18 protein-coding genes and 1 tRNA gene are annotated in these 18,396 nt (G+C 41.8%); 12 read left to right on the top strand and 7 right to left on the bottom strand.

Annotated features, from left to right (window positions below):
• From hutU to hutI, 3 genes are all read right to left on the bottom strand, one after another.
• Nucleotides 1-803: urocanate hydratase (hutU, locus tag HWE15_RS08885; protein ID WP_290507167.1), on the bottom strand; the 803-nt coding region annotated here is incomplete at its 3' end.
• Between the two features lie 88 nt (nt 804-891).
• The gene (gene hutG / locus HWE15_RS08880) at nt 892-1,905 is read right to left on the bottom strand and encodes a formimidoylglutamase (RefSeq protein WP_167420431.1); all 1,014 of its coding nucleotides are present in this window, start codon (nt 1,903-1,905) and stop codon (nt 892-894) included.
• Nucleotides 1,898-3,091, bottom strand: a complete 1,194-nt coding sequence (gene hutI / locus HWE15_RS08875) for an imidazolonepropionase (RefSeq protein ID WP_290507166.1) — start codon at nt 3,089-3,091, stop codon at nt 1,898-1,900. Before hutI ends, hutG begins: the two co-directional genes overlap by 8 nt.
• Before the next feature lie 136 nt (nt 3,092-3,227).
• On the opposite strand from hutI, the gene HWE15_RS08870 reads away from it, so the two are divergent.
• From HWE15_RS08870 to HWE15_RS08825, 10 genes are all read left to right on the top strand, one after another.
• Nucleotides 3,228-3,755, top strand: a complete 528-nt coding sequence (locus tag HWE15_RS08870) for a YceI family protein (protein ID WP_290507165.1) — start codon at nt 3,228-3,230, stop codon at nt 3,753-3,755.
• Between the two features lie 63 nt (nt 3,756-3,818).
• Entirely contained in the window at nt 3,819-4,769 is a 951-nt protein-coding gene (locus HWE15_RS08865) for a ring-cleaving dioxygenase (protein ID WP_290507164.1), read from the top strand.
• The gene (locus HWE15_RS08860) at nt 4,762-5,373 is read left to right on the top strand and encodes a dienelactone hydrolase family protein (protein WP_290507163.1); all 612 of its coding nucleotides are present in this window, start codon (nt 4,762-4,764) and stop codon (nt 5,371-5,373) included. The genes HWE15_RS08865 and HWE15_RS08860 overlap by 8 nt, the downstream gene beginning before the upstream one ends.
• 66 nt (nt 5,374-5,439) lie before the next feature.
• Nucleotides 5,440-6,231, top strand: coding sequence for a tRNA pseudouridine(38-40) synthase TruA (locus HWE15_RS08855; RefSeq protein ID WP_290507162.1), 792 nt, complete (start codon nt 5,440-5,442; stop codon nt 6,229-6,231).
• A 183-nt stretch (nt 6,232-6,414) separates the two neighbouring features.
• The gene (gene rimO, locus HWE15_RS08850; RefSeq protein ID WP_290507161.1) at nt 6,415-7,728 is read left to right on the top strand and encodes a 30S ribosomal protein S12 methylthiotransferase RimO; all 1,314 of its coding nucleotides are present in this window, start codon (nt 6,415-6,417) and stop codon (nt 7,726-7,728) included.
• A 77-nt stretch (nt 7,729-7,805) separates the two neighbouring features.
• Nucleotides 7,806-9,176 (top strand): toxin-antitoxin system YwqK family antitoxin, encoded by a 1,371-nt coding sequence (locus HWE15_RS08845; protein WP_290507160.1) that lies wholly within the window; start codon nt 7,806-7,808, stop codon nt 9,174-9,176.
• Nucleotides 9,176-10,075 carry a glycerophosphodiester phosphodiesterase gene (locus tag HWE15_RS08840; RefSeq protein ID WP_290507159.1) on the top strand — a complete coding sequence of 300 codons (900 nt, stop codon included), beginning with the start codon at nt 9,176-9,178 and terminating at the stop codon, nt 10,073-10,075. Before HWE15_RS08845 ends, HWE15_RS08840 begins: the two co-directional genes overlap by 1 nt.
• Before the next feature lie 73 nt (nt 10,076-10,148).
• Nucleotides 10,149-11,498 (top strand): toxin-antitoxin system YwqK family antitoxin, encoded by a 1,350-nt coding sequence (locus tag HWE15_RS08835; RefSeq protein ID WP_290507158.1) that lies wholly within the window; start codon nt 10,149-10,151, stop codon nt 11,496-11,498.
• Nucleotides 11,499-11,583: 85 nt separating this feature from the next.
• The gene (locus HWE15_RS08830; protein WP_290507157.1) at nt 11,584-12,747 is read left to right on the top strand and encodes a hypothetical protein; all 1,164 of its coding nucleotides are present in this window, start codon (nt 11,584-11,586) and stop codon (nt 12,745-12,747) included.
• 230 nt (nt 12,748-12,977) lie between these two features.
• Nucleotides 12,978-13,973, top strand: coding sequence for an adenosine kinase (locus tag HWE15_RS08825; RefSeq protein WP_290507156.1), 996 nt, complete (start codon nt 12,978-12,980; stop codon nt 13,971-13,973).
• Nucleotides 13,974-14,007: 34 nt separating this feature from the next.
• On the opposite strand, the gene HWE15_RS08820 is transcribed toward HWE15_RS08825, so the two are convergent.
• The gene (locus HWE15_RS08820; RefSeq protein ID WP_290507155.1) at nt 14,008-14,739 is read right to left on the bottom strand and encodes a nitroreductase family protein; all 732 of its coding nucleotides are present in this window, start codon (nt 14,737-14,739) and stop codon (nt 14,008-14,010) included.
• 90 nt (nt 14,740-14,829) lie between these two features.
• On the opposite strand from HWE15_RS08820, the gene HWE15_RS08815 reads away from it, so the two are divergent.
• Together HWE15_RS08815 and HWE15_RS08810 are read left to right on the top strand one after the other, a co-directional pair.
• Entirely contained in the window at nt 14,830-16,317 is a 1,488-nt protein-coding gene (locus HWE15_RS08815; RefSeq protein ID WP_290507154.1) for a DUF5687 family protein, read from the top strand.
• Entirely contained in the window at nt 16,314-17,009 is a 696-nt protein-coding gene (locus HWE15_RS08810; RefSeq protein WP_290507153.1) for an ABC transporter ATP-binding protein, read from the top strand. Before HWE15_RS08815 ends, HWE15_RS08810 begins: the two co-directional genes overlap by 4 nt.
• A 102-nt stretch (nt 17,010-17,111) precedes the next feature.
• On the opposite strand, the gene HWE15_RS08805 is transcribed toward HWE15_RS08810, so the two are convergent.
• From HWE15_RS08805 to HWE15_RS08795, 3 genes are all read right to left on the bottom strand, one after another.
• Nucleotides 17,112-17,195: transfer RNA gene (locus tag HWE15_RS08805), tRNA-Leu, on the bottom strand.
• Between the two features lie 69 nt (nt 17,196-17,264).
• The gene (locus tag HWE15_RS08800) at nt 17,265-17,564 is read right to left on the bottom strand and encodes a putative quinol monooxygenase (RefSeq protein WP_290507152.1); all 300 of its coding nucleotides are present in this window, start codon (nt 17,562-17,564) and stop codon (nt 17,265-17,267) included.
• Nucleotides 17,565-17,567: 3 nt separating this feature from the next.
• The gene (locus HWE15_RS08795) at nt 17,568-18,338 is read right to left on the bottom strand and encodes an SAM-dependent chlorinase/fluorinase (RefSeq protein ID WP_290507151.1); all 771 of its coding nucleotides are present in this window, start codon (nt 18,336-18,338) and stop codon (nt 17,568-17,570) included.
• Nucleotides 18,339-18,396: the final 58 nt, after the last annotated feature.

Here is an 18,396-nt window from a genome sequence, read left to right as displayed (position 1 = left end):
GATGTTTGGTCGGTGACCACGTCAGGAGTGATGTTACGTTCTACAAGCTCTGGGAATACATCCGCAGCGTTAGCAAGCAGACCAACAGAGACTGGTGTATCAGATTCGTAGATGATCGCCAGCGCTTCATCAAGGCTAGTGGCTTTCTTATCCACATAACCTGTACGTAGACGGTAATCGATACGTGATTCGTCGCATTCAACCGCGATCATCGAGAAACCCGCCATCGTCGCAGCAAGAGGTTGAGCGCCACCCATGCCGCCAAGACCACCAGTTAGGATCCAGCGACCTTTTGGATTGCCGTCGAAGTGTTTTTTTGCCACTGAAACGAATGTTTCGTAAGTGCCTTGGACGATGCCTTGAGAGCCGATATAAATCCAGCTACCCGCTGTCATTTGGCCGTACATCATTAAGCCTTGCTTATCTAGCTCGTTGAAGTGTTCCCAGTTTGCCCAGTGTGGCACTAGGTTTGAGTTGGCGATCAAAACACGAGGAGCATTTTTGTGAGTAGGGAAGACCGCAACAGGCTTACCAGACTGAACCAAAAGTGTTTGATCATCTTCAAGACGCTCTAGCACTTCAACGATTTTGTCGTAACATTCCCAGTTGCGGGCTGCACGGCCAATACCGCCATAAACCACCAGTGAATGAGGGTGCTCTGCCACATCAGGATCTAGGTTGTTCATCAGCATACGAAGCGGTGCTTCCGTCAGCCAAGATTTTGCTCTCAACGTTGTGCCGTGAGGGGCACGGATTGTGCGTGTTGTATCGAGACGCTTATCTTCTACTTGGCGTTCCGTCATGGTAAGACTCCTTGTGTTTCACTAAATTCAGGTAGCAGTAGGGCGGCCAAGCCCGTTAAGGCCTAGCTTCACTGCTCACTGGTTTCTACTATTGTTCTGAAAGTGCGTTGGCGATATCCCAACAAAGTCGAGCGGCCAACCGAGCGGTCTGACTGTCTACGTCATAGGTCGGGTTGTACTCGGCGATATCGGCGATAACCAACTTTTGTTTGTAATGTAAAATTCGGTCCAAAAACGGCGACAACGTCTCCATGCTGACGCCTCTTGCAGCGGGCGCACTTACTCCCGGCGCGGTTGCCGCGGGGAATACATCCAAATCGATCGTTAGGTAGATGTAATCGCAATTGTCGATAAAGTGCTGCAATTGGGTTAAGTGATAAATATGGTTTAAGTGCGCAAGGTCTTTGTCTTCCACATACCAAACATTTAACTCATCTGCGCGCTTAAATAGAGCTTCAGTATTGCTTGCGCGACTGACACCTAAACAGGCGTAATGAAATGGCCAGCCGTGTTGTTGGCAATAGTGCTGAATCTGATTAAACGGCGTACCCGAACTCGGCTTTACGTCTGCTTGTGTGCTTTCAAAGGCTCGTAAATCAAAGTGCGCATCAAAGTTAATGATGCCGATTTTTGGTGGCTTGGCTGGGCTGAGATATTCAAAATAACGCGCAAGACCTTGGAAAGAAGCCCATGCCACTTCATGTCCGCCGCCTAACGTAATAACGGGGGTAGAGCGCAATGCTTGGGCAATCACAGCCGCGCAGTCCGATTGAGACTGCTCCAGTAAATCGTCTTCACATACCACATTGCCGAGGTCGATCAACGTGCTTTCGTTGTGCCAAGCCATGTTCGCGAGTGCACGACGAATAAGGTCCGGCGCTTTACGCGCACCGACGCGACCTTTGTTACGTGCAACCCCTGCGTCACAGGCGAAACCAAGTACACTGATTGCATTGCGATACGGTTCTAACTCCTGAACCGGAATTTTTTTAATTACATGATGGACACGCTTACCTAAGCTGCCGTCTTCCGCGTCATGTCTGCCTTGCCAATGAAAATCTTGGTTTGTATTGGGTAGGCGAGTCGTCATTTGATCAGACATGATTCAGTTCCCCGTTGATGATACGAGCGGATAAACGTGATACGCCTTGCTGGTAGCTAAAATCCGCTGGATGTTCGATATCCCAAATTGCGAAATCGGCGTCAAATCCAGTCTGAATTTGACCTCGACTTTCTGCAAAACCCAAAGCTCGAGCTGCATTGCAAGTCACACCTCTAAGTGTTTCTTCCGGAGTGAGTCCAAACAAGGTACAACCCATATTCATCATCATAGTCAAATCTGCAAAAGGTGACGTGCCTGGGTTCAGATCAGTGGCAATTGCCATCGGAACTTTATGTTTGCGTAGAAGTTCGATTGGCGGCAGTTGGGTTTCTTTTAAGAAATAGAATGCGCCCGGCAGGAGTGTGGCAACCGTGCCAGAATCTCGCATTGCTATAACGCCTTGCTCGTCGAGATACTCAATATGATCCGCTGACAAACCGGAGTATTTGGCTGTCAAGGCAGTGCCGCCAAGGTTTGAAAGCTGCTCGGTATGCCCTTTAACTTTTAAGCCATGCTGCTGCGCAGCGATAAAGACTTTCTCGGTCTGCGCTAGGTCAAACCCGATGGACTCACAGAAGACATCGACGCTGGTGGCGAGTTTTTCTTCAGCAACAAGTGGGATGATTTCCTGACAGACCATGTCGATGTAGTCATTCGCTTTGCCCACATATTCTGGTGGCAGAGCGTGCGCAGCGAGTAATGTGGTCTCCACGCGGATCTGACGGTGATCTTCGAGTGCTTTTGCAGCGCGCAGTATCTTGATTTCATCGTTGAGGGTTAAACCATAACCAGACTTCACTTCCACGGAAGTGACACCCGTTCGAATCAGCCCATCCAACCGAGGTAAAGCCAGCTCAACAAGTTGTTCTTCGCTAGCTGCACGTGTTGCTTTGACCGTCGATAGAATACCGCCACCTTGTTTAGCAATCTCTTGGTAAGGCACACCGTTCAAGCGCATTTCAAACTCGTTGGCACGGTTACCGGCGTAAATAAGGTGGGTATGGCAATCGATGAAACCCGGTGTAACGAGCTTGTGTTGGCAGTCGTAAACGTGACCAATTGCGGGTAAATCGCTTGAGACAGCAACGATTTTCCCCGCATTAATATGAATGTGAGTAGGTTCCGACACCTGATAACCGGCAGCGCCCGAAGTCATCGATACGACACGCGCATTGATGAGCGTCATGTCGTTGCTTTGGGTCTTATTATGGTGATTGTTATGAGTGTCCATTCTGCCAGTAATATCCATATGCTTAAATGTATATACAAATAATGTTAAAACAATTTTAATTTCTATTCACTAAAACTAAATAAACACAACTATGAGTACTACAAAATGGACTATCGACCCGACTCACTCTGAGGTTTCTTTCAAAGTGAAGCACTTGGTAATCTCTACGGTTACAGGTTATTTCAGAAAATTTGAGGGATCTGCTGAAAGCACCTCTGATGATTTTGAAGGAGCTACCGTGTCTTTTACTGCTGACATTGACAGTATTGATACCAATCAAACTGATCGAGATAATCATTTGAAATCTGCTGATTTCTTCGATGCTGCTAACCATCCAAAGCTTTCTTTCGAAGGTAAAATCAGCAATGCTTCTGGAGATTACAAATTGGTTGGAGACTTAGAAATCCGAGGAACCAAAAAGCAAGTAGAGCTTGATGTGGATTTTGGTGGTGTTGTAGCTGACCCATATGGTCAAACTAAGGCTGGTTTCGAATTGGAAGGTAAAATCAATCGCAAAGAGTTTGGTTTGGCTTGGTCTGCAGTGACTGAAGCAGGTTCTGTTGTGGTAAGTGATCAAGTTCGATTGCTTCTAAGCGTTCAATTAGTAAAACAAGCTTAATTCTAATTTCAACCTTTGGGGTAGGAACCCCAAAGGTTGTCTTTACCTTAACCCCTAATAACTATGAAACCTCTCATCACTGGTATCCATCATATCACGGCCATTGCAGGTGATCCCCAAAAAAATATTGATTTCTACACGGGCGTTTTGGGTCTTCGATTGGTAAAAAAGACGATCAATTTTGATGCACCCGATGTTTACCACTTTTATTTTGGAGATGAATTAGGAAGGCCAGGAACGGTATTTACGACCTTCCCATTCAAAGGTGCCCGAAGAGGTGTAAAAGGGACTGGGGAATTGACATATACAGCATTTTCCATCGGAAAAGATTCCTTGGAATACTGGATTGACCGTTTACGAAAGTTTGGAATCCCGGTATCTGATATTCAAAGTCGATTTGGAGAGAAACTGATCCGATTCGAGGATCATGATGGGATGGGTTTGGAATTGATTGCTAATGATCAGGATGATCGGAAAGGATGGCCTCAAGGTCATATTGCCGCAGAGCATTCGATTAAAGGGTTTTATGGGGCGACCTTAAATCTCAGATCCAAAGACCTAACAGAAATATTGCTTCTAGACCATATGAATTATCGATTCATTGCTCAAGAAGGGGATCGGTATCGATATGGAACGGAAGGAAAGCCAGGTGATATTGTTGATATCAGGATTGATAAAAGTGGCAATAGAGGAATGCAGAGTGCGGGGACGGTTCATCATATCGCATTTCGCACTGAAAACGAAGCATCCCAATTGGAAATGCAGCGGATTTTAATGGAGCATGGCTATGGTGTGACGGAGGTTCGGGACCGGAATTATTTTAAAAGTATCTATTTCAGAGAGCCTGGAGGAGTGCTTTTTGAAATTGCCACGGATGAGCCGGGATTTGCAATTGACGAAGAAGAAGAAAGCCTTGGCGAATTATTAAAATTACCTGATTGGGCCGAGCCATCTCGATCTCGAATTGAACAATTACTTCCAGAAGTTCAAGTAAACTTAGAAAAGTATGTCTAATCTAATTTTTGCAGGGAAAAAACCTGTCGAAGGTGGCAAAGCCGCCATTTTGATCCATGGGAGAGGAGCTTCAGCCGAAAGCATCCTTTCCCTCAAATCCTATTTGAATCTGGATCAATACGCCTTGGTGGCACCGCAGGCTTCCGATAATACTTGGTATCCTTACAGCTTTATGGCTCCCGATGAGAGTAACCAACCAAAGTTGGAGCAATCGCTTTCACAAATTCAGGATGCTTTTGAATATTTGACCAAAGCAGGAGTTTCTCCAGCTGATATTTTGATTTTGGGTTTTTCACAAGGAGCCTGTTTGAGTCTGGAGTTCTCGGCAAGAAATGCCCAAAAATTCAAAGGAATTATAGCCTTCACCGGAGGCTTAATTGGAGAAAACCTTTCACCTTCAACATACCAGGGCGATTTTCAAAATACCCCCATTTTGATTTCAGGAAGTGATCAGGATTTTCATGTGCCTTTTGCCAGAATGGAGGAGTCAAGTAACCTTTTGGAAAAAATGGGAGCCAATGTCAAGCTTTTGACTTTTAAAGATCCTGCACATACCATCCGACAAGAGGAAGTGGATTGGGTAAATGAACACTTTCTAGGTTAATATGCTAGTTGTGGGCTTTAGTCTGCATGATTTGACTCTGGAATTCTTTTTTAAGTAATTTCGAAGGTGCAGACCAAAGCTTTCTCTTATTTATTCTCCATTTCCTACTTCGGTGCCCGCTACAAAGGTTGGGCAATCCAAAAAGGACAGCCTACCATTCAGGGTAAATTAGAACGGGTTCTGAGATTCATTTTAGGACATGATGATTTTACCTTATTGGGCGGAAGTCGAACAGATTCTGGCGTGAGTTGTAGAGAAGGCTTTTTTCAGCTTTTTCTTTCAGAAAAAAATGACTTTTCCGAGCAAACTATCGCAGCCATCAATGAAAATCTAGGAGGCGAAATTCTAATTCAATTCATAGGGCCTGTTCGAAGGGATTTCAATTTGATCAAAGCTTCAAAAAGGAAGATCTATCGTTATTTTTTTACTGATTCCGCCGAAACTCCTGCTTTGCATGCTGCTTGGCTTCAGCCAATTTTCAAGAAACTTGATTTGGGTCGAATGAATGAAGCTGCAAAAATATTTCAGGGAAACCATGATTTTAGTGCTTTTTGCACACCATCTCCCACCAAGACAGATTTCGAGCGGGAAATTTTGCAATGTCAGATTTTGCTGTCGGATGAAATTCCTTACAAGAATCTAGCTGATCCAGTGTACTACCTAGAAGTGGTGGGAACCGGCTTTTTGCATCATCAAGTCCGTAAAATGATGCGTGCCATTTGGTATGTGGGATCAGGGCAATGGGATTTGGCCGAAATCGAAAACAGACTAAAAAGGCCCTCACAAGATTGGGAAAAAATTCCTCCGGCACCGGCTTTGGGTTTGGTTTTATGGGGAGTGGATCTAGATCATGAATAGGGTGGTTGAAAAATTGGAAAATTTGAAGATTGCAAAATTGCTATAGTTTAAGATTTCCATTGATATTTGGTTAGAGGCGGTTCACTTGAATTTTCAAATCTTTCAATCTTTCAATTTTCCAATCTAAAAACTGCAAAGCAGTTTTTTTGCCTACCTTTGCACTCCCAAATCGAAGCGAATTCTGTGAAAGCGAGAACATTAAAGAAAGACAAAGTCAATATCATCACCATGGGTTGCTCCAAAAACCTGGTTGATTCCGAGGTCCTTTTGACGCAGTTGAAGGGTAACGGTATCCATGCCAGTCATGAGTCCAATTCTGATGACAATAACATCATTATCATCAATACCTGTGGTTTTATCGACAACGCCAAGCAAGAGTCGATCGATACCATCCTTCAGTATGTTGATGCCAAAGAGCAAGGTTTGGTAGACAAGGTGTATGTGACCGGATGTCTCTCACAGCGTTACAAAGACGATTTGGAAAAGGAAATTCCCCAGGTGGATGCCTTTTTCGGCACGAGGGATTTGCCAGCCATTTTGAAAAAGTTCAAAGCAGACTACAAGCATGAGTTGGTTGGAGAGCGATTGCTCACTCACAATGCCCATTATGCTTACATGAAGATTTCCGAGGGGTGCGACCGCCCATGTTCTTTCTGTGCGATTCCTTTGATGCGGGGAGGCCATATTTCCCGTCCAATTGAAGAGTTGGTTAAGGAAGCCCAGCATAAAGCCGCTCAAGGAACCAAGGAGCTGTTGTTGATCGCTCAGGATTCAACGTATTACGGGTTGGATTTGTATAAAAAGCGGAATCTTGCCGAATTGCTGAGACAGCTTTCAGATGTGGAGGGAATCGATTGGATTCGTCTGCACTATGCCTATCCTACAGGATTCCCCATGGATGTGATCGAGGTGATGAAGGAGCGATCCAATATTTGCAAATATCTTGACATTCCTTTGCAGCACGGCTCAACTGATGTGTTGAAAGCAATGCGCCGTGGCACCACTCGGGAAAAGCAAGAAGAACTGATTTACCGAATCCGAGAAATCATTCCTGAGATTGCGATCCGTACTACCTTGATCGCAGGACACCCGGGAGAGGGAGAAAAGGAATTTCAGGAAATGGTGGATTTTGTAGAGCGAATGAAGTTTGAGCGATTGGGTGTGTTTACTTATTCTCATGAGGAAAATACCCATGCTTTTACGATGGAAGATAAACTTTCTCAAGAGGAAAAGCAGGATAGAGCGAATCACTTGATGGAGGTTCAGGAGCAAATCTCCTATGACCTGAATCAGGAGAAAGTTGGGAAAACCTTCAAAGTTTTAATTGACAAGAAAGAAGGGGGCTATTTCGTTGGCCGAACTGAATATGATTCTGTGGAGGTGGACAATGAAGTACTGATTGATGCTTCCAAGTATTATTGTCGTGTGGGTGATTTCGTGCATGCTAAAGTGACGGAGGCGACGGAGTTTGATTTATATGCCGATGTAATTATCTAAAAATCAGATTGAAATGAAGTTGGAGTTATTCGAGGGGAGTGTTATTTTTATCTGAATTCCCTTTTTATAAAAACTGTATGTACACGCTTATTGCTTCGATTTTTTTCCTTTTTTCAGCTTCTGATTCAATTCAACTGAGCTACTTGTATTTTGGAAATACCAACCTGATGGGAGTTGGTGAAATTTCAAATGGAAAAAAAGAAGGATTGTGGAAGGTCTACTATGCAAATGACCCGCTAGACAATCCCGAGCCGAGTTTGCTGAAGGCAAATCAGGAAGTCTTCGAGGAGAAATTCACTCCAGAACAACTAGTATTTCAAATCCAATTCAAAGGAGATCTTCCGGATGGCTTGTTTCAAGAAAATTATCCATCTGGGGAGATTAAGTCTATTACATTTTTCGAGGAGGGAAAGCAAAATGGTGATTTTCGTGAGTTTCATAAAAATGGTGAAATAAAATCCCAAGGGACTTATCTAGATGGAAAAAGAGAGGGGAAATGGGAGGAGTTTTATGAAAATGGAAATATCGGATTAGTAGCCAACTATCAAAATGGTTTGATGGAAGGAATTGTCAAAGGATATTTTTCTGATGGTAAATCCCAGTGGGAAATCCCCTATCAAAATGGTAAAATTAATGGTGAATACCGGCTGTTTTTTGGAAATGGGAATTTGCAGGAAAGAGGAATCTATGAAGGTGGAACTCCTCAAGGGTTTTTAGAGAAGTTTAATGAAGAAGGAAAGCTGATTGTTAGAGGGAACTTTTTAAATGGAAGGCCTGATGGGAAGTGGGCTTCCTATAACAAAAGTGGAGATTTGGTTTTCGAAGGGGAGTTTAAACAAGGAATTGCTTCTGGGGAATGGAAGGAGCAGGTGGATATTTTACCCGGTTTTTACAGGAAAGGTCAATTTGAAGAAGGAGTCAAAGAAGGAGATTGGATGCTAACCAATCAGCTTGGCGAAACGGTGCAAGTCGAAACCTATAAATCTGGTAAACTGATTTCAATTGGACCATTTAGAGTAGCCGAAAAAGAGTTGGATGGAGGGAAATTAAGAAATGGAACAGGGCAACGAATATTTTATGACTCGGAAGGCCATATCCTAGCTAAGGGCAAGTATTCCAAAGGAATTCAAAAAGGGGATTGGTATTTTTATTTTCCCAAATCAGATCGCGTGGCTGCAGCCGGTAGATTGGTGGGTTCAGATCGAACGGGGATGTGGTATTTTTACAGTTTTGAGGGGAAGATTATAGACCAGCAAGAGTATTTTCCTGATTATTCAGATTCCAATAGCTCAGGTTCCGGTTTACATTCATCTAGACAACAAAGAAACCTACGGACTATGGGTTATCCTACCAGTCCGAGTGGTTCAATGGATGCCTTGCGTTCTGCTCAAGAAAGTATGTTTAGGACTCAATTCAATAATAACGGATCCTTTTTACTTCGAAATTGATGATTACAAAACGATTCCAAATTCAACTTGAGAAAATATTTGTTTTAGCTGTCTTGTCGATATTTCCATTATCGGTTCATGCTCAATTCTCCTATGATCTTCAGGGACATCGCGGGAGTAGGGGTTTGATGCCGGAGAATACGATTCCGGCCATGATCAAGGCTTTGGATTTGGGCGTGACTACCTTAGAAATGGATTTGGCGATCACAAAGGATGGCAAGGTTATTCTTTCGCATGAACCCTTTATGAATCCTGTGATTTGCCTAACTCCAGAAGGGAAGGATATCGCTAGAGATGACCATTCATTTAACATTTATCAGATGACCTATGAGGAGGTTTTGGCTTTTGATTGTGGAAGCAAAATTCACCCGGGGTTTCCTCAGCAGGTTAAATTTTTTGCTACCAAACCTTTACTTCAAGATGTTTTTTTAGTGGCAGAAAATTATGCCAAAGACATGGGGCTTCCGGCACCTCATTACAATATTGAGATCAAAAGTAGTCCTGAAGGGGATGGGGTTTATCATCCAGGAGTAGTAGAATTCTCAGACCTTGTAGTCAAATTAATCTCTGAGTCCATTGGCTGGGAGCGGGTGAATATTCAATCCTTTGACTTTCGGGTGTTGAAATACATTCATGAAACCTATCCGAATGTTCCCTTGGCCATGTTGGTAGAAAATGCTGCCAGTTATCAAGAGGATTTGGAAGACCTAGGATTCGTTCCGGAATTCTATTCTCCTTATTTCTTAGCCTTGAATCAAGAAATTGTGGAGACACTGCATCAAAAAGGGATGAAGGTTGTTCCATGGACTGTTAACACGAAGGAACAGATGGAGAAGCTTTTAGATTTAGGAGTTGATGGGATCATTACGGATTATCCCAATTTGGCGCCAAAGCGATAGCTTTTCGCACTTAAGATATAAAAGGACATGCCTTTTTTATTGAGTTAGATTTTAAAGTTTAAATACTAAGGTGATGGTAAATCTTATTCTTGGAATCTTGCTATTCTTTCAGTCGCCTGATTCAACAGAGGTCTCCTATTATTATTTTGGGAGTACAAAATTCATTGGAAAAGGGTTGGTAGATGAGGATAGAAAAACCGGAGAATGGTTGATTTATGAGCAAAAAATACCAGAAGCCGACCCTCAGCCTAGTCTTGCAAAAGCCGACTCCAGTTATTTTTTAAAAAACTTCAATACTAATTCTCCAAGGTTTAGTATTTCCTTTTCCCATGACCAACCTAATGGTCTTTTTCAGGAATTTTATTCGGATGGGAAGATTCGGATTATCAACAATTTTAAAGATGGTGTTAGTGACGGAGAGTTTTACCAGTTTTTTGATAATGGAGAGATTGAAATTTCAGGCCAGTATTTAAACGGGAAAAAGCACGGAGAATGGTCGGAATTTTATCCGGATGGGACTAAAAAATCTGCTTATGTCTATTCATTTGGACTTCTAACCTGGGATGCTTTTTCCTATTTTCCGGATGGAAAGCTCCAATGGAAATTACCTTATAGACAAGGGGAACTGGATGGAGAATACAGTTTTTACTATTCAAGTGGCATCTTGGAAGAAAGAGGGAATTATAAATCAGGATCTAGGGAAGGTGAATTCATCCAATTTTATCCAGATAGTACACGGAAATTGCAAGGTAAGTTTTTGGAAGGAAAGCAAACAGGGATTTGGAAAAGCTGGAATCAGAAAGGTGAATTGATTTTTGAGGGTGAATTCAAAAATGGCGAAGCAGACGGAGAATGGATTGAGCAGGTAGATATTTATCCAGAATACTATCGAAAAGGGGCTTATAAAGCTGGCCTTAAAGAGGGTGAATGGAATTTAGTGAATTCAGAAGGGAAAATGATGCAGACTGAATTTTATGAGAAAGGTAGATTACTTTCTTTAAGCGATTTTCAGGTTAATGGACAAATATTTGGAGAGGTAAAGCTCAAAGGAGGCAAAGGAAAAAGAGCCTATTTTGATCAAGATGGGAATAAAATCGCTGAAGGAAGAATAAAGGACGGATTTAGAAATGGGTTTTGGTACATCTATTATCCTAAATCTGATCGGGTTTCGAGTTCAGGAAAATATATTGGCAAAGAACAAGTAGGAACCTGGACCTATTTTACTTATAACGGAGCGGTTAGAGGGGAAAAAGATTTTGGAAAAATAGGGACCTTTGGGCAACAGGCTAGGATAGAGACCCGTCAATCTGTTGGAATTGAAAGGTTTTCTAGGACTGGGCCGGATATTAAAACTTCTGACCCAATTGAGGGGTTCTCAGATTTTATGAGGGATAATATGAGATATTTTGATAATAGGAATTAAATATTTCATAGAAAGCACTTGAGGGCTTACCTAATTTTTGGCTTTTGAATAGCATAAAGTAATTTAGCCGACTAAAATTTCCCGCATGAAGCTTATTGAAGTTACCACGCCTGCCCATCAAAAAGAATTTATTGAGATGGCGGTGCGTATATACAAGAATGAAAAAAACTGGATTCGACCGCTCGATAATGATATCGAAGGACTTTTTCATCCTGAGTCTAATAAGCTATTTCGCCGAGGAGCTAAAGCAAAGCGTTGGTTGTTACAAGACGAAAAAGGCCAAACGATCGGTCGGATTGCTGCCTTTATCAATCCCAAAATGAAGGAGAAACAGCCAACAGGCGGTGTAGGGTTTTTTGAATGTATTGACAATCAAGAGGCGGCTTTTATGCTCTTTGATGTGGCAAAGGAGTGGTTCCAAAGTGAGGGGATGGAAGCCATGGATGGGCCGATCAATTTCGGTGAGCGTGACAAGTGGTGGGGCTTGTTAGTAGATGGGTTTACGGAGCCGAATTACAACATGCCTTGGAATTTCAAATACTATCAGAAATTCTTTGAAGACTACGGGTTCAAGCTTTATTTCAAGCAATTTACTTATCAGCGCCCCGTTCAGGATCTGAGATTTGATGAAAAGATGATCAAGCGTGCAAATTTGGTGATCGCGAATCCGGATTATTCTTTTCGATACATCAAGGGAAAGGAATTGAAGGAAAAAGCTCCTGAATACTTCATGACCGTTTACAATAAGGCTTGGGCTAGACATCTAGGAAAATCCCTCACCTTAAAAGAAGCTCAAATTATGTTTGGGAAGATGAAACCCATCATCGATCCTCGCTTGATTTATTTTGGTTTTTATAAAGGTGAACCAGTTTCCTTCTTCATCAATATTCCAGAGATCAATCAGATCTTTAAGCATGTGAATGGAAAAATGGATTTGATCGGGAAGCTCAAATTCCTTTGGTATAAAACCTTTTCTCCACCTAATAAAATGCTAGGTTTGGTCTTTGGAGTTGTGCCCGAACATCAGGGCAAAGGAGTGGAGAGTGCGATGATTATTTCTTATGATAAGATGAGCAATGATCCCAAATTCCCTTACAAAACCATAGAAATGAACTGGATTGGGGATTTTAATCCAAAGATGATGCGGGTTTGCGAACAGCTATTAGCGGATATTTACAAAACCCATCATACCTATCGCTACTTATTTGATCGGGAAAAACCGTTTGAGCGACATCCGATTTTCGATTGAAGAAATTAAGATGTTCGAAGTCAGGCTGAGCGGAGTCGAAGCCTTGTCTTATTTAAAAATACGATTGACGAAGTACGAGTTACGACGCAAATTGGAACCTCAAACCTGATTTTGCAGATTGAGAATACGAAAAATTAGTGTCGAATATTGAACGCTGAATTTCGAATACTGAAATGAGGCCAAACCAATTTTCCAATTTTAAAATATTTCAATTTTACAATCTTCAATAAATGAAAAAATATGACGTAACAGGCATAGGAAATGCTTTGGTAGATATTGAATTCAAAGTCACTGATCAGTTTTTTGTAGACAACGGAGTCGAAAAAGGCTTGATGACTTTAGTGGACGAAGACAGACAAAACCACTTGATGCAGGCAATTAATCATGCCGAAGCAAAGAAACAAGCTGGTGGTTCCGCTGCCAATACGGTTGTGGCTGTAAGCCAGTTCGGTGGAAAATCCTTCTACTGTTTCCGAGTTGCAAATGATGAATTGGGTCATTTTTACCTTCAAAATTTAGTCGATTCCGGAGTGGATATTGCCTTAGTGCCTGAGCTTTTGGAAAATGGGATTACAGGAAAATGTCTTGTGATGGTGACAGAAGACTCCGAGCGTACCATGAATACTTTTTTGGGTATTACTCAAAATTTTTCCATGAAAGATATCCATGATTCTGCAATCAAGGATTCGCAGTTTTTATTTATCGAAGGGTATTTGGTGACTTCACCTAATGGAAAAGAAGCCATGCTTCATGCTAAAAAGGAAGCCGAAGAAGCTGGAACCAAGGTAGCTTTGACCTTTTCAGATCCTGCCATGGTAAAATACTTCAAAGAGAACTTTGATGATGTGATCGGGCCAAGTGTGGATTTGCTATTTGCAAATGAAGAGGAAGCCATGCTTTATACTGGAAAGGATAGCCTAGCCGAAGCACGCGAGGAAATGAAAAAAGCCGCCAAGCATTTTGTGATTACCCAAGGGAAAAACGGAGCTATGATCTTTGATGGGGATACTTTCATCGATATCGAGCCCTATAAGACAACCGCTATTGATAGTAATGGAGCGGGTGATATGTTTGCAGGAGCTTTTTTATATGGGATTACTAATGGTCATTCATATGCTTCCAGCGGTAAATTAGCTTCAATGGCAAGTTCCCAAATCGTAAGTCAATTTGGACCGCGTTTGCAATGGCACCAAGCAAAGGATATCTTGGCACGATTGAATCCTTAAAAAAAAGAGGCTGTTAGAAATAACAGCCTCTTTTTTATTTCTCCTCGATAAGTTCTGATGTAGGAACTCTAAACCTTGGGCCATAAACTCCTTCAGGAAGACCTTTTCCACAGCCGATAATCATGCAGATTTCAGCTTCCGATGGAAGATTAAGGAGTTTTTTCACTCTTTTGGAATCAAATCCTTCCATGGGGCAGGTATCATAGCCTACCGCTTTCATCCCAAGCATAAAAGTCATGGCAGCCAAGGCAGCACTTTTATGAACAGAAATACGGACTTCAGTTTCTCCAACTTCACGAACCATTGGTCGTCTTAAACCTACCCACCAAGCAATGATTTTTTTTAAGATTGTCCATCCTGGAAATTTTCCAAAAAGCTTAGGGATGAGGTTTTTGTAATAATTTCGGGCCTGTTTCACCTTCTTTTCGGATTGATTTTGAGCCGTTTCACTGAGGTATCTAAAATTTGCCTCTGCTCGGGATTTCCAAAGATCACGTCGAGTAATAATCACCACGAGTTCGCGGGCAGTAGTTGCTGCCTTTTGTCGCATACAAAGTTGGGCCAAAGGATCTTTTAGAGGAGAGGATTCAGGAACTCGCACAAATTGGTACAACTGAAGATTGGAGCTATTTGGGGAAAGAATGGCTGCTTCCAAACATTTCTTCACTTGCTCATGGTCAAATGGGGATTCCTGGTCAAAAATCCGGACAGATCTCCTGGCTTCTACGGCTTCGAAAAATCCTAATTCTTGTAAATTTTCCTTCATTTAGTTGATTTTACTGACTTGGAGAAACAAATTTTCGGCTTAATTTCTAATTTCAAGGCAAGTTAAAAATTTCAAACCAACTAGATCGCCATGTTTTTTGAATTAATCAGACTGCAGTTTTTAAAATCTATGCGGTCGACATCCTTCGCAAAAAGCCTAATGACCAATATTTTTCTAGGGTTTATAATCCTGTTGTTATTGGGCTATGTGTTTGGAGCAGGATTGTTACTCAATCGAGTAATAGGTCAATTGGCAGAAGGTCAAGATAGCTTAGAGGTATTGAATAGCTATTTGATATTCTTTTTCCTTACAGAGTTTTTGTATCGCTACTTCATTCAAAGCCTTCCAGTGGTGGATTTGGAAAGTCTCCTGCACCTGCCTATTGGAAAACGGAAAATCATGCATATGCTATTGATTCGGACGTTCATTTCTCCAATTAATATCATTGCCTTATTGCTGTTTTTACCTTTCGGTCTTGAAGTCGTAGGTACTCGGTTTGGGGATGTGGCATTTTTGGGTTGGCTAGGGTCCATAGTGCTGACCAGTTGGATTCTACATTGGTTTATGCTTTGGTTCAAGCAGCGATTTGAAGATTCTACATTGGGTTTGCTAATTGTGATGGGGGTGCTGGTACTTGGTGGAGGCTCTAGCTACGTGGGTTGGTTTAATCTGGGAGAATTGACTAAACCTATTTTCGACTTGTCAATATCCTCCCCGATTCCTGTGGTGGTATTGTTCCTGGTATTTTTGGGAAGCTATTGGCTTTGCTACAGATATCATGTTGCCAATGCCTACTTAGAAGATCTTTCTTCGGATGATGAGAGTCGTGTGAGGGGGCAATCCATCGGTTTCTTTTCCAGATTTGGTCTCTCGGGTGAAATGGCAGATATCGAATGGAAGCTTATCATTAGACACAAAAAGAGCCGAACATACTTGATGCTTTCCGCATTCTTCCTGCTCTATGGAATGGTGTTTTACACACAGCCTGCCTATATGGAAAATGAGAATCTCAGTTTCATTCTCATTTTTGTAGGGGTATTCATTACAGGGATTTTTATGATTCAATACGGGCAGCTTTTCTTAAGCTGGAATTCGGGGAATTTCGATTTTTACCTTCAGAAAAAAGATGGGGTCGAACAGTTGGTTCGTGGAAAATATCTCCTCTTTATTTCCATTTCAGTCATATGCTTTTTGGCCTCTATCCCTTATGTTTATTTCGGTTGGAAAATCCTTTTGACCCATGCCGTTACCTTTCTCTTCAATGTCGGAATCCTCATTCATGTGATTATCTATTTGGCACTTTGGAAGCCTAAACCTATGGACTTGAATAAGGGAGCGATGTTTAACTACGAGGGGGTAGGAGCAGCACAGTGGTTGATGGTGATTCCTATGATGATCATGCCTTATGTGTTTTACCTTCCTTTTGCACTCCTGATTAATGAGTATGCGGGCTTGGCTGCTCTAGGGATTTTTGGGCTTTTAGGAATCTTATTCTATAAAAAACTTAGCGCAATTAATGTGAAGCGCGTGTATGACAACAAATACGAAATTTCATCTTCATTTAGACAAGAATTATGATCACGGTAAAAAATCTCAAAAAGCAATATAAAGAAGCAGTTGTATTGGATGTAGAGTCCCTTGAAATACCCAAAGGCGAGTGTTTTGGTCTTGTTGGAAATAATGGGGCTGGAAAAACCACCTTATTTCGAATCATGCTTGACTTGGTTCGGCCCACACAAGGTGAAGTGACGATAGATGGGTATCAAGTCAATCAAACAGAGGAATGGAAAAAGTTTACTGGGGCTTATTTGGATGAGCATATGCTATTATCCTACCTCACTCCGGATGAATATTTCCAAACTTTACGAAAGATATATGGGATGTCTGAGGCTGATCTGGAAGTTCATTTGGAAAAATTCACTGAACTCTTCAATGATGAAGTTCGTGGGAAAAAGAAATACATCCGTGATCTATCCAAAGGGAACTTAAAAAAGGTTGGGATTGCGGCAGCAATGCTAGGAAAACCCGAAGTGGTGTATTTGGATGAGCCTTTTGAAAATTTGGATCCAAGTTCTCAGATGCGCCTAAAAAAGCTAATTCTGAAAGAAAAAGATGAATCACGAATTACCTTTTTGATTTCCTCGCATGACCTAAACCATGTGACAGAGATCTGCGATCGAATTGTTTTACTCGAGAAAGGAAAAATAATCCGAGACCTTCACGAAAAATCAGAAATGATGCGGGAGTTGGAAGATTACTTCATGGGGTAATTGATCTTTATTCAAATTTGAAAAGTTCCTTGATTTTGGGAGCTTATTTTTTTCCCAACTGCATAAACAAAAAAAGCTCGCAATCTGCGAGCTTTTTCTTTGTACCCAGGGCCGGAGTCGAACCGGCACGAGTGTTACCTCATTGGTGTTTGAGACCAACGCGTCTACCAATTCCGCCACCTGGGCTTGTCAATCTGACCCCGTTTCTTACCAAACGGGATGCAAATATGAATACAATTTTATTTTTCTCCAACCTTAGATTTCTACTTCCTCAATTTTTTTTGAGCTAAAAGCAATCGGTCTTTCAGAAAACAATGTTTTTGTATAGCTCCAGACAGATTTAAATAGTTCAGAATCACGGTATTTGTTCAATGCTTCCTCATTTTCCCAATGGGAATAGGTCATGAAAATATTTTTTTGATTTTCATCTTGCCAAAGTTCTAAATGATGGCAACCGGGAAAAGAGCGTATTTTTTTCTTATTGGCTCCAAAGTTCTTCAAGAAGGCATCAATCTTATCTTCCTGAAAAGTCATACGTACGCTACGAATTAGCATGGCTTAGTTTGCAAAGTGAATATTTACAACTGACTCAAAACGCAGTCCTAATAAATTCCCTCCATGGCCGTGATTGATTCCGATTTCTAAATAGCCTGAGCTATTGAAGAAGGCAAAGCAATCCCCCGGCTCAACTTGGTCATAACCTGAGAAAAGTCGATCGAGACTCTCTCTTCCAAATTCAATGGAAAATTTACCGGGATTTAGCTTATCAAAAAGCTCTTTGGAAATATTAGTGATCAGATTGCCATAGCGATCTACCCGCATCACATGCCCGGTGATTTGTTCTTTCGTGGCTTTTGGGATGCGAGGCATCAATTTGCGGAAGTTTTGTAAGGGTCCACCGAAGTCATGAATGGCTGCTCCTGATGCTACTTTAGCGGCAATCGGAGCTAAAATATCCTTCGCAGGAAAAGAACTCTCCTGAACGTGAATGTCAGCAAACTGTACCATGATACCAGGTTCTTTATCAGCAAGTAGGCTAAAAATCCCATTGTTGGGCCCAATGAAAATATGCTCTTCCAGCTTCACACCAATATAACCTTGAGTCATTGATCCCGTGGTGTTGACAGCTACCAAATGGACAGTTCCTTTTGGAAAATCCCGGAAAGTGGATCGTAGGATAAAGGCCGCATGGGCAAGATCATAGGTTTCTATTCGATGGGACAGATCAATGATGTTTAACTGGGGATTGATGGCCAGCATTTTGGCCTTCACTGCCGGTACGTAAAAGTCCTGATCTCCAAAATCAGAGAGGAATGTCACCAATGCCATAGAAGCAAGTAAATTAAAATTATGTACTTTTGTTTGTGAGGGATCAGAACAAAAATAG

Source organism: Algoriphagus sp. (assembly GCF_013373065.1).
Classification (GTDB): Bacteria; Bacteroidota; Bacteroidia; order Cytophagales; family Cyclobacteriaceae; genus Algoriphagus.
This window is presented reverse-complemented; position numbering and strand designations above follow the sequence as displayed.

Bases quoted from the DNA above. Each gene is read 5' to 3' on its own strand.
- HWE15_RS08825 (WP_290507156.1), top strand. From the start codon at position 12,978: ATGAAAAAATATGACGTAACAGGCATAGGAAATGCTTTGGTAGATATT.
- HWE15_RS08815 (WP_290507154.1), top strand. From the start codon at position 14,830: ATGTTTTTTGAATTAATCAGACTGCAGTTTTTAAAATCTATGCGGTCG.
- HWE15_RS08835 (WP_290507158.1), top strand. From the start codon at position 10,149: ATGGTAAATCTTATTCTTGGAATCTTGCTATTCTTTCAGTCGCCTGAT.
- HWE15_RS08830 (WP_290507157.1), top strand. From the start codon at position 11,584: ATGAAGCTTATTGAAGTTACCACGCCTGCCCATCAAAAAGAATTTATT.
- HWE15_RS08800 (WP_290507152.1), bottom strand. From the start codon at position 17,564: ATGCTAATTCGTAGCGTACGTATGACTTTTCAGGAAGATAAGATTGAT.
- HWE15_RS08795 (WP_290507151.1), bottom strand. From the start codon at position 18,338: ATGGCATTGGTGACATTCCTCTCTGATTTTGGAGATCAGGACTTTTAC.
- hutI (WP_290507166.1), bottom strand. From the start codon at position 3,091: ATGACGCTCATCAATGCGCGTGTCGTATCGATGACTTCGGGCGCTGCC.
- hutG (WP_167420431.1), bottom strand. From the start codon at position 1,905: ATGTCTGATCAAATGACGACTCGCCTACCCAATACAAACCAAGATTTT.
- HWE15_RS08845 (WP_290507160.1), top strand. From the start codon at position 7,806: ATGTACACGCTTATTGCTTCGATTTTTTTCCTTTTTTCAGCTTCTGAT.
- HWE15_RS08870 (WP_290507165.1), top strand. From the start codon at position 3,228: ATGAGTACTACAAAATGGACTATCGACCCGACTCACTCTGAGGTTTCT.
- HWE15_RS08865 (WP_290507164.1), top strand. From the start codon at position 3,819: ATGAAACCTCTCATCACTGGTATCCATCATATCACGGCCATTGCAGGT.
- HWE15_RS08860 (WP_290507163.1), top strand. From the start codon at position 4,762: ATGTCTAATCTAATTTTTGCAGGGAAAAAACCTGTCGAAGGTGGCAAA.
- HWE15_RS08840 (WP_290507159.1), top strand. From the start codon at position 9,176: ATGATTACAAAACGATTCCAAATTCAACTTGAGAAAATATTTGTTTTA.
- HWE15_RS08820 (WP_290507155.1), bottom strand. From the start codon at position 14,739: ATGAAGGAAAATTTACAAGAATTAGGATTTTTCGAAGCCGTAGAAGCC.
- HWE15_RS08810 (WP_290507153.1), top strand. From the start codon at position 16,314: ATGATCACGGTAAAAAATCTCAAAAAGCAATATAAAGAAGCAGTTGTA.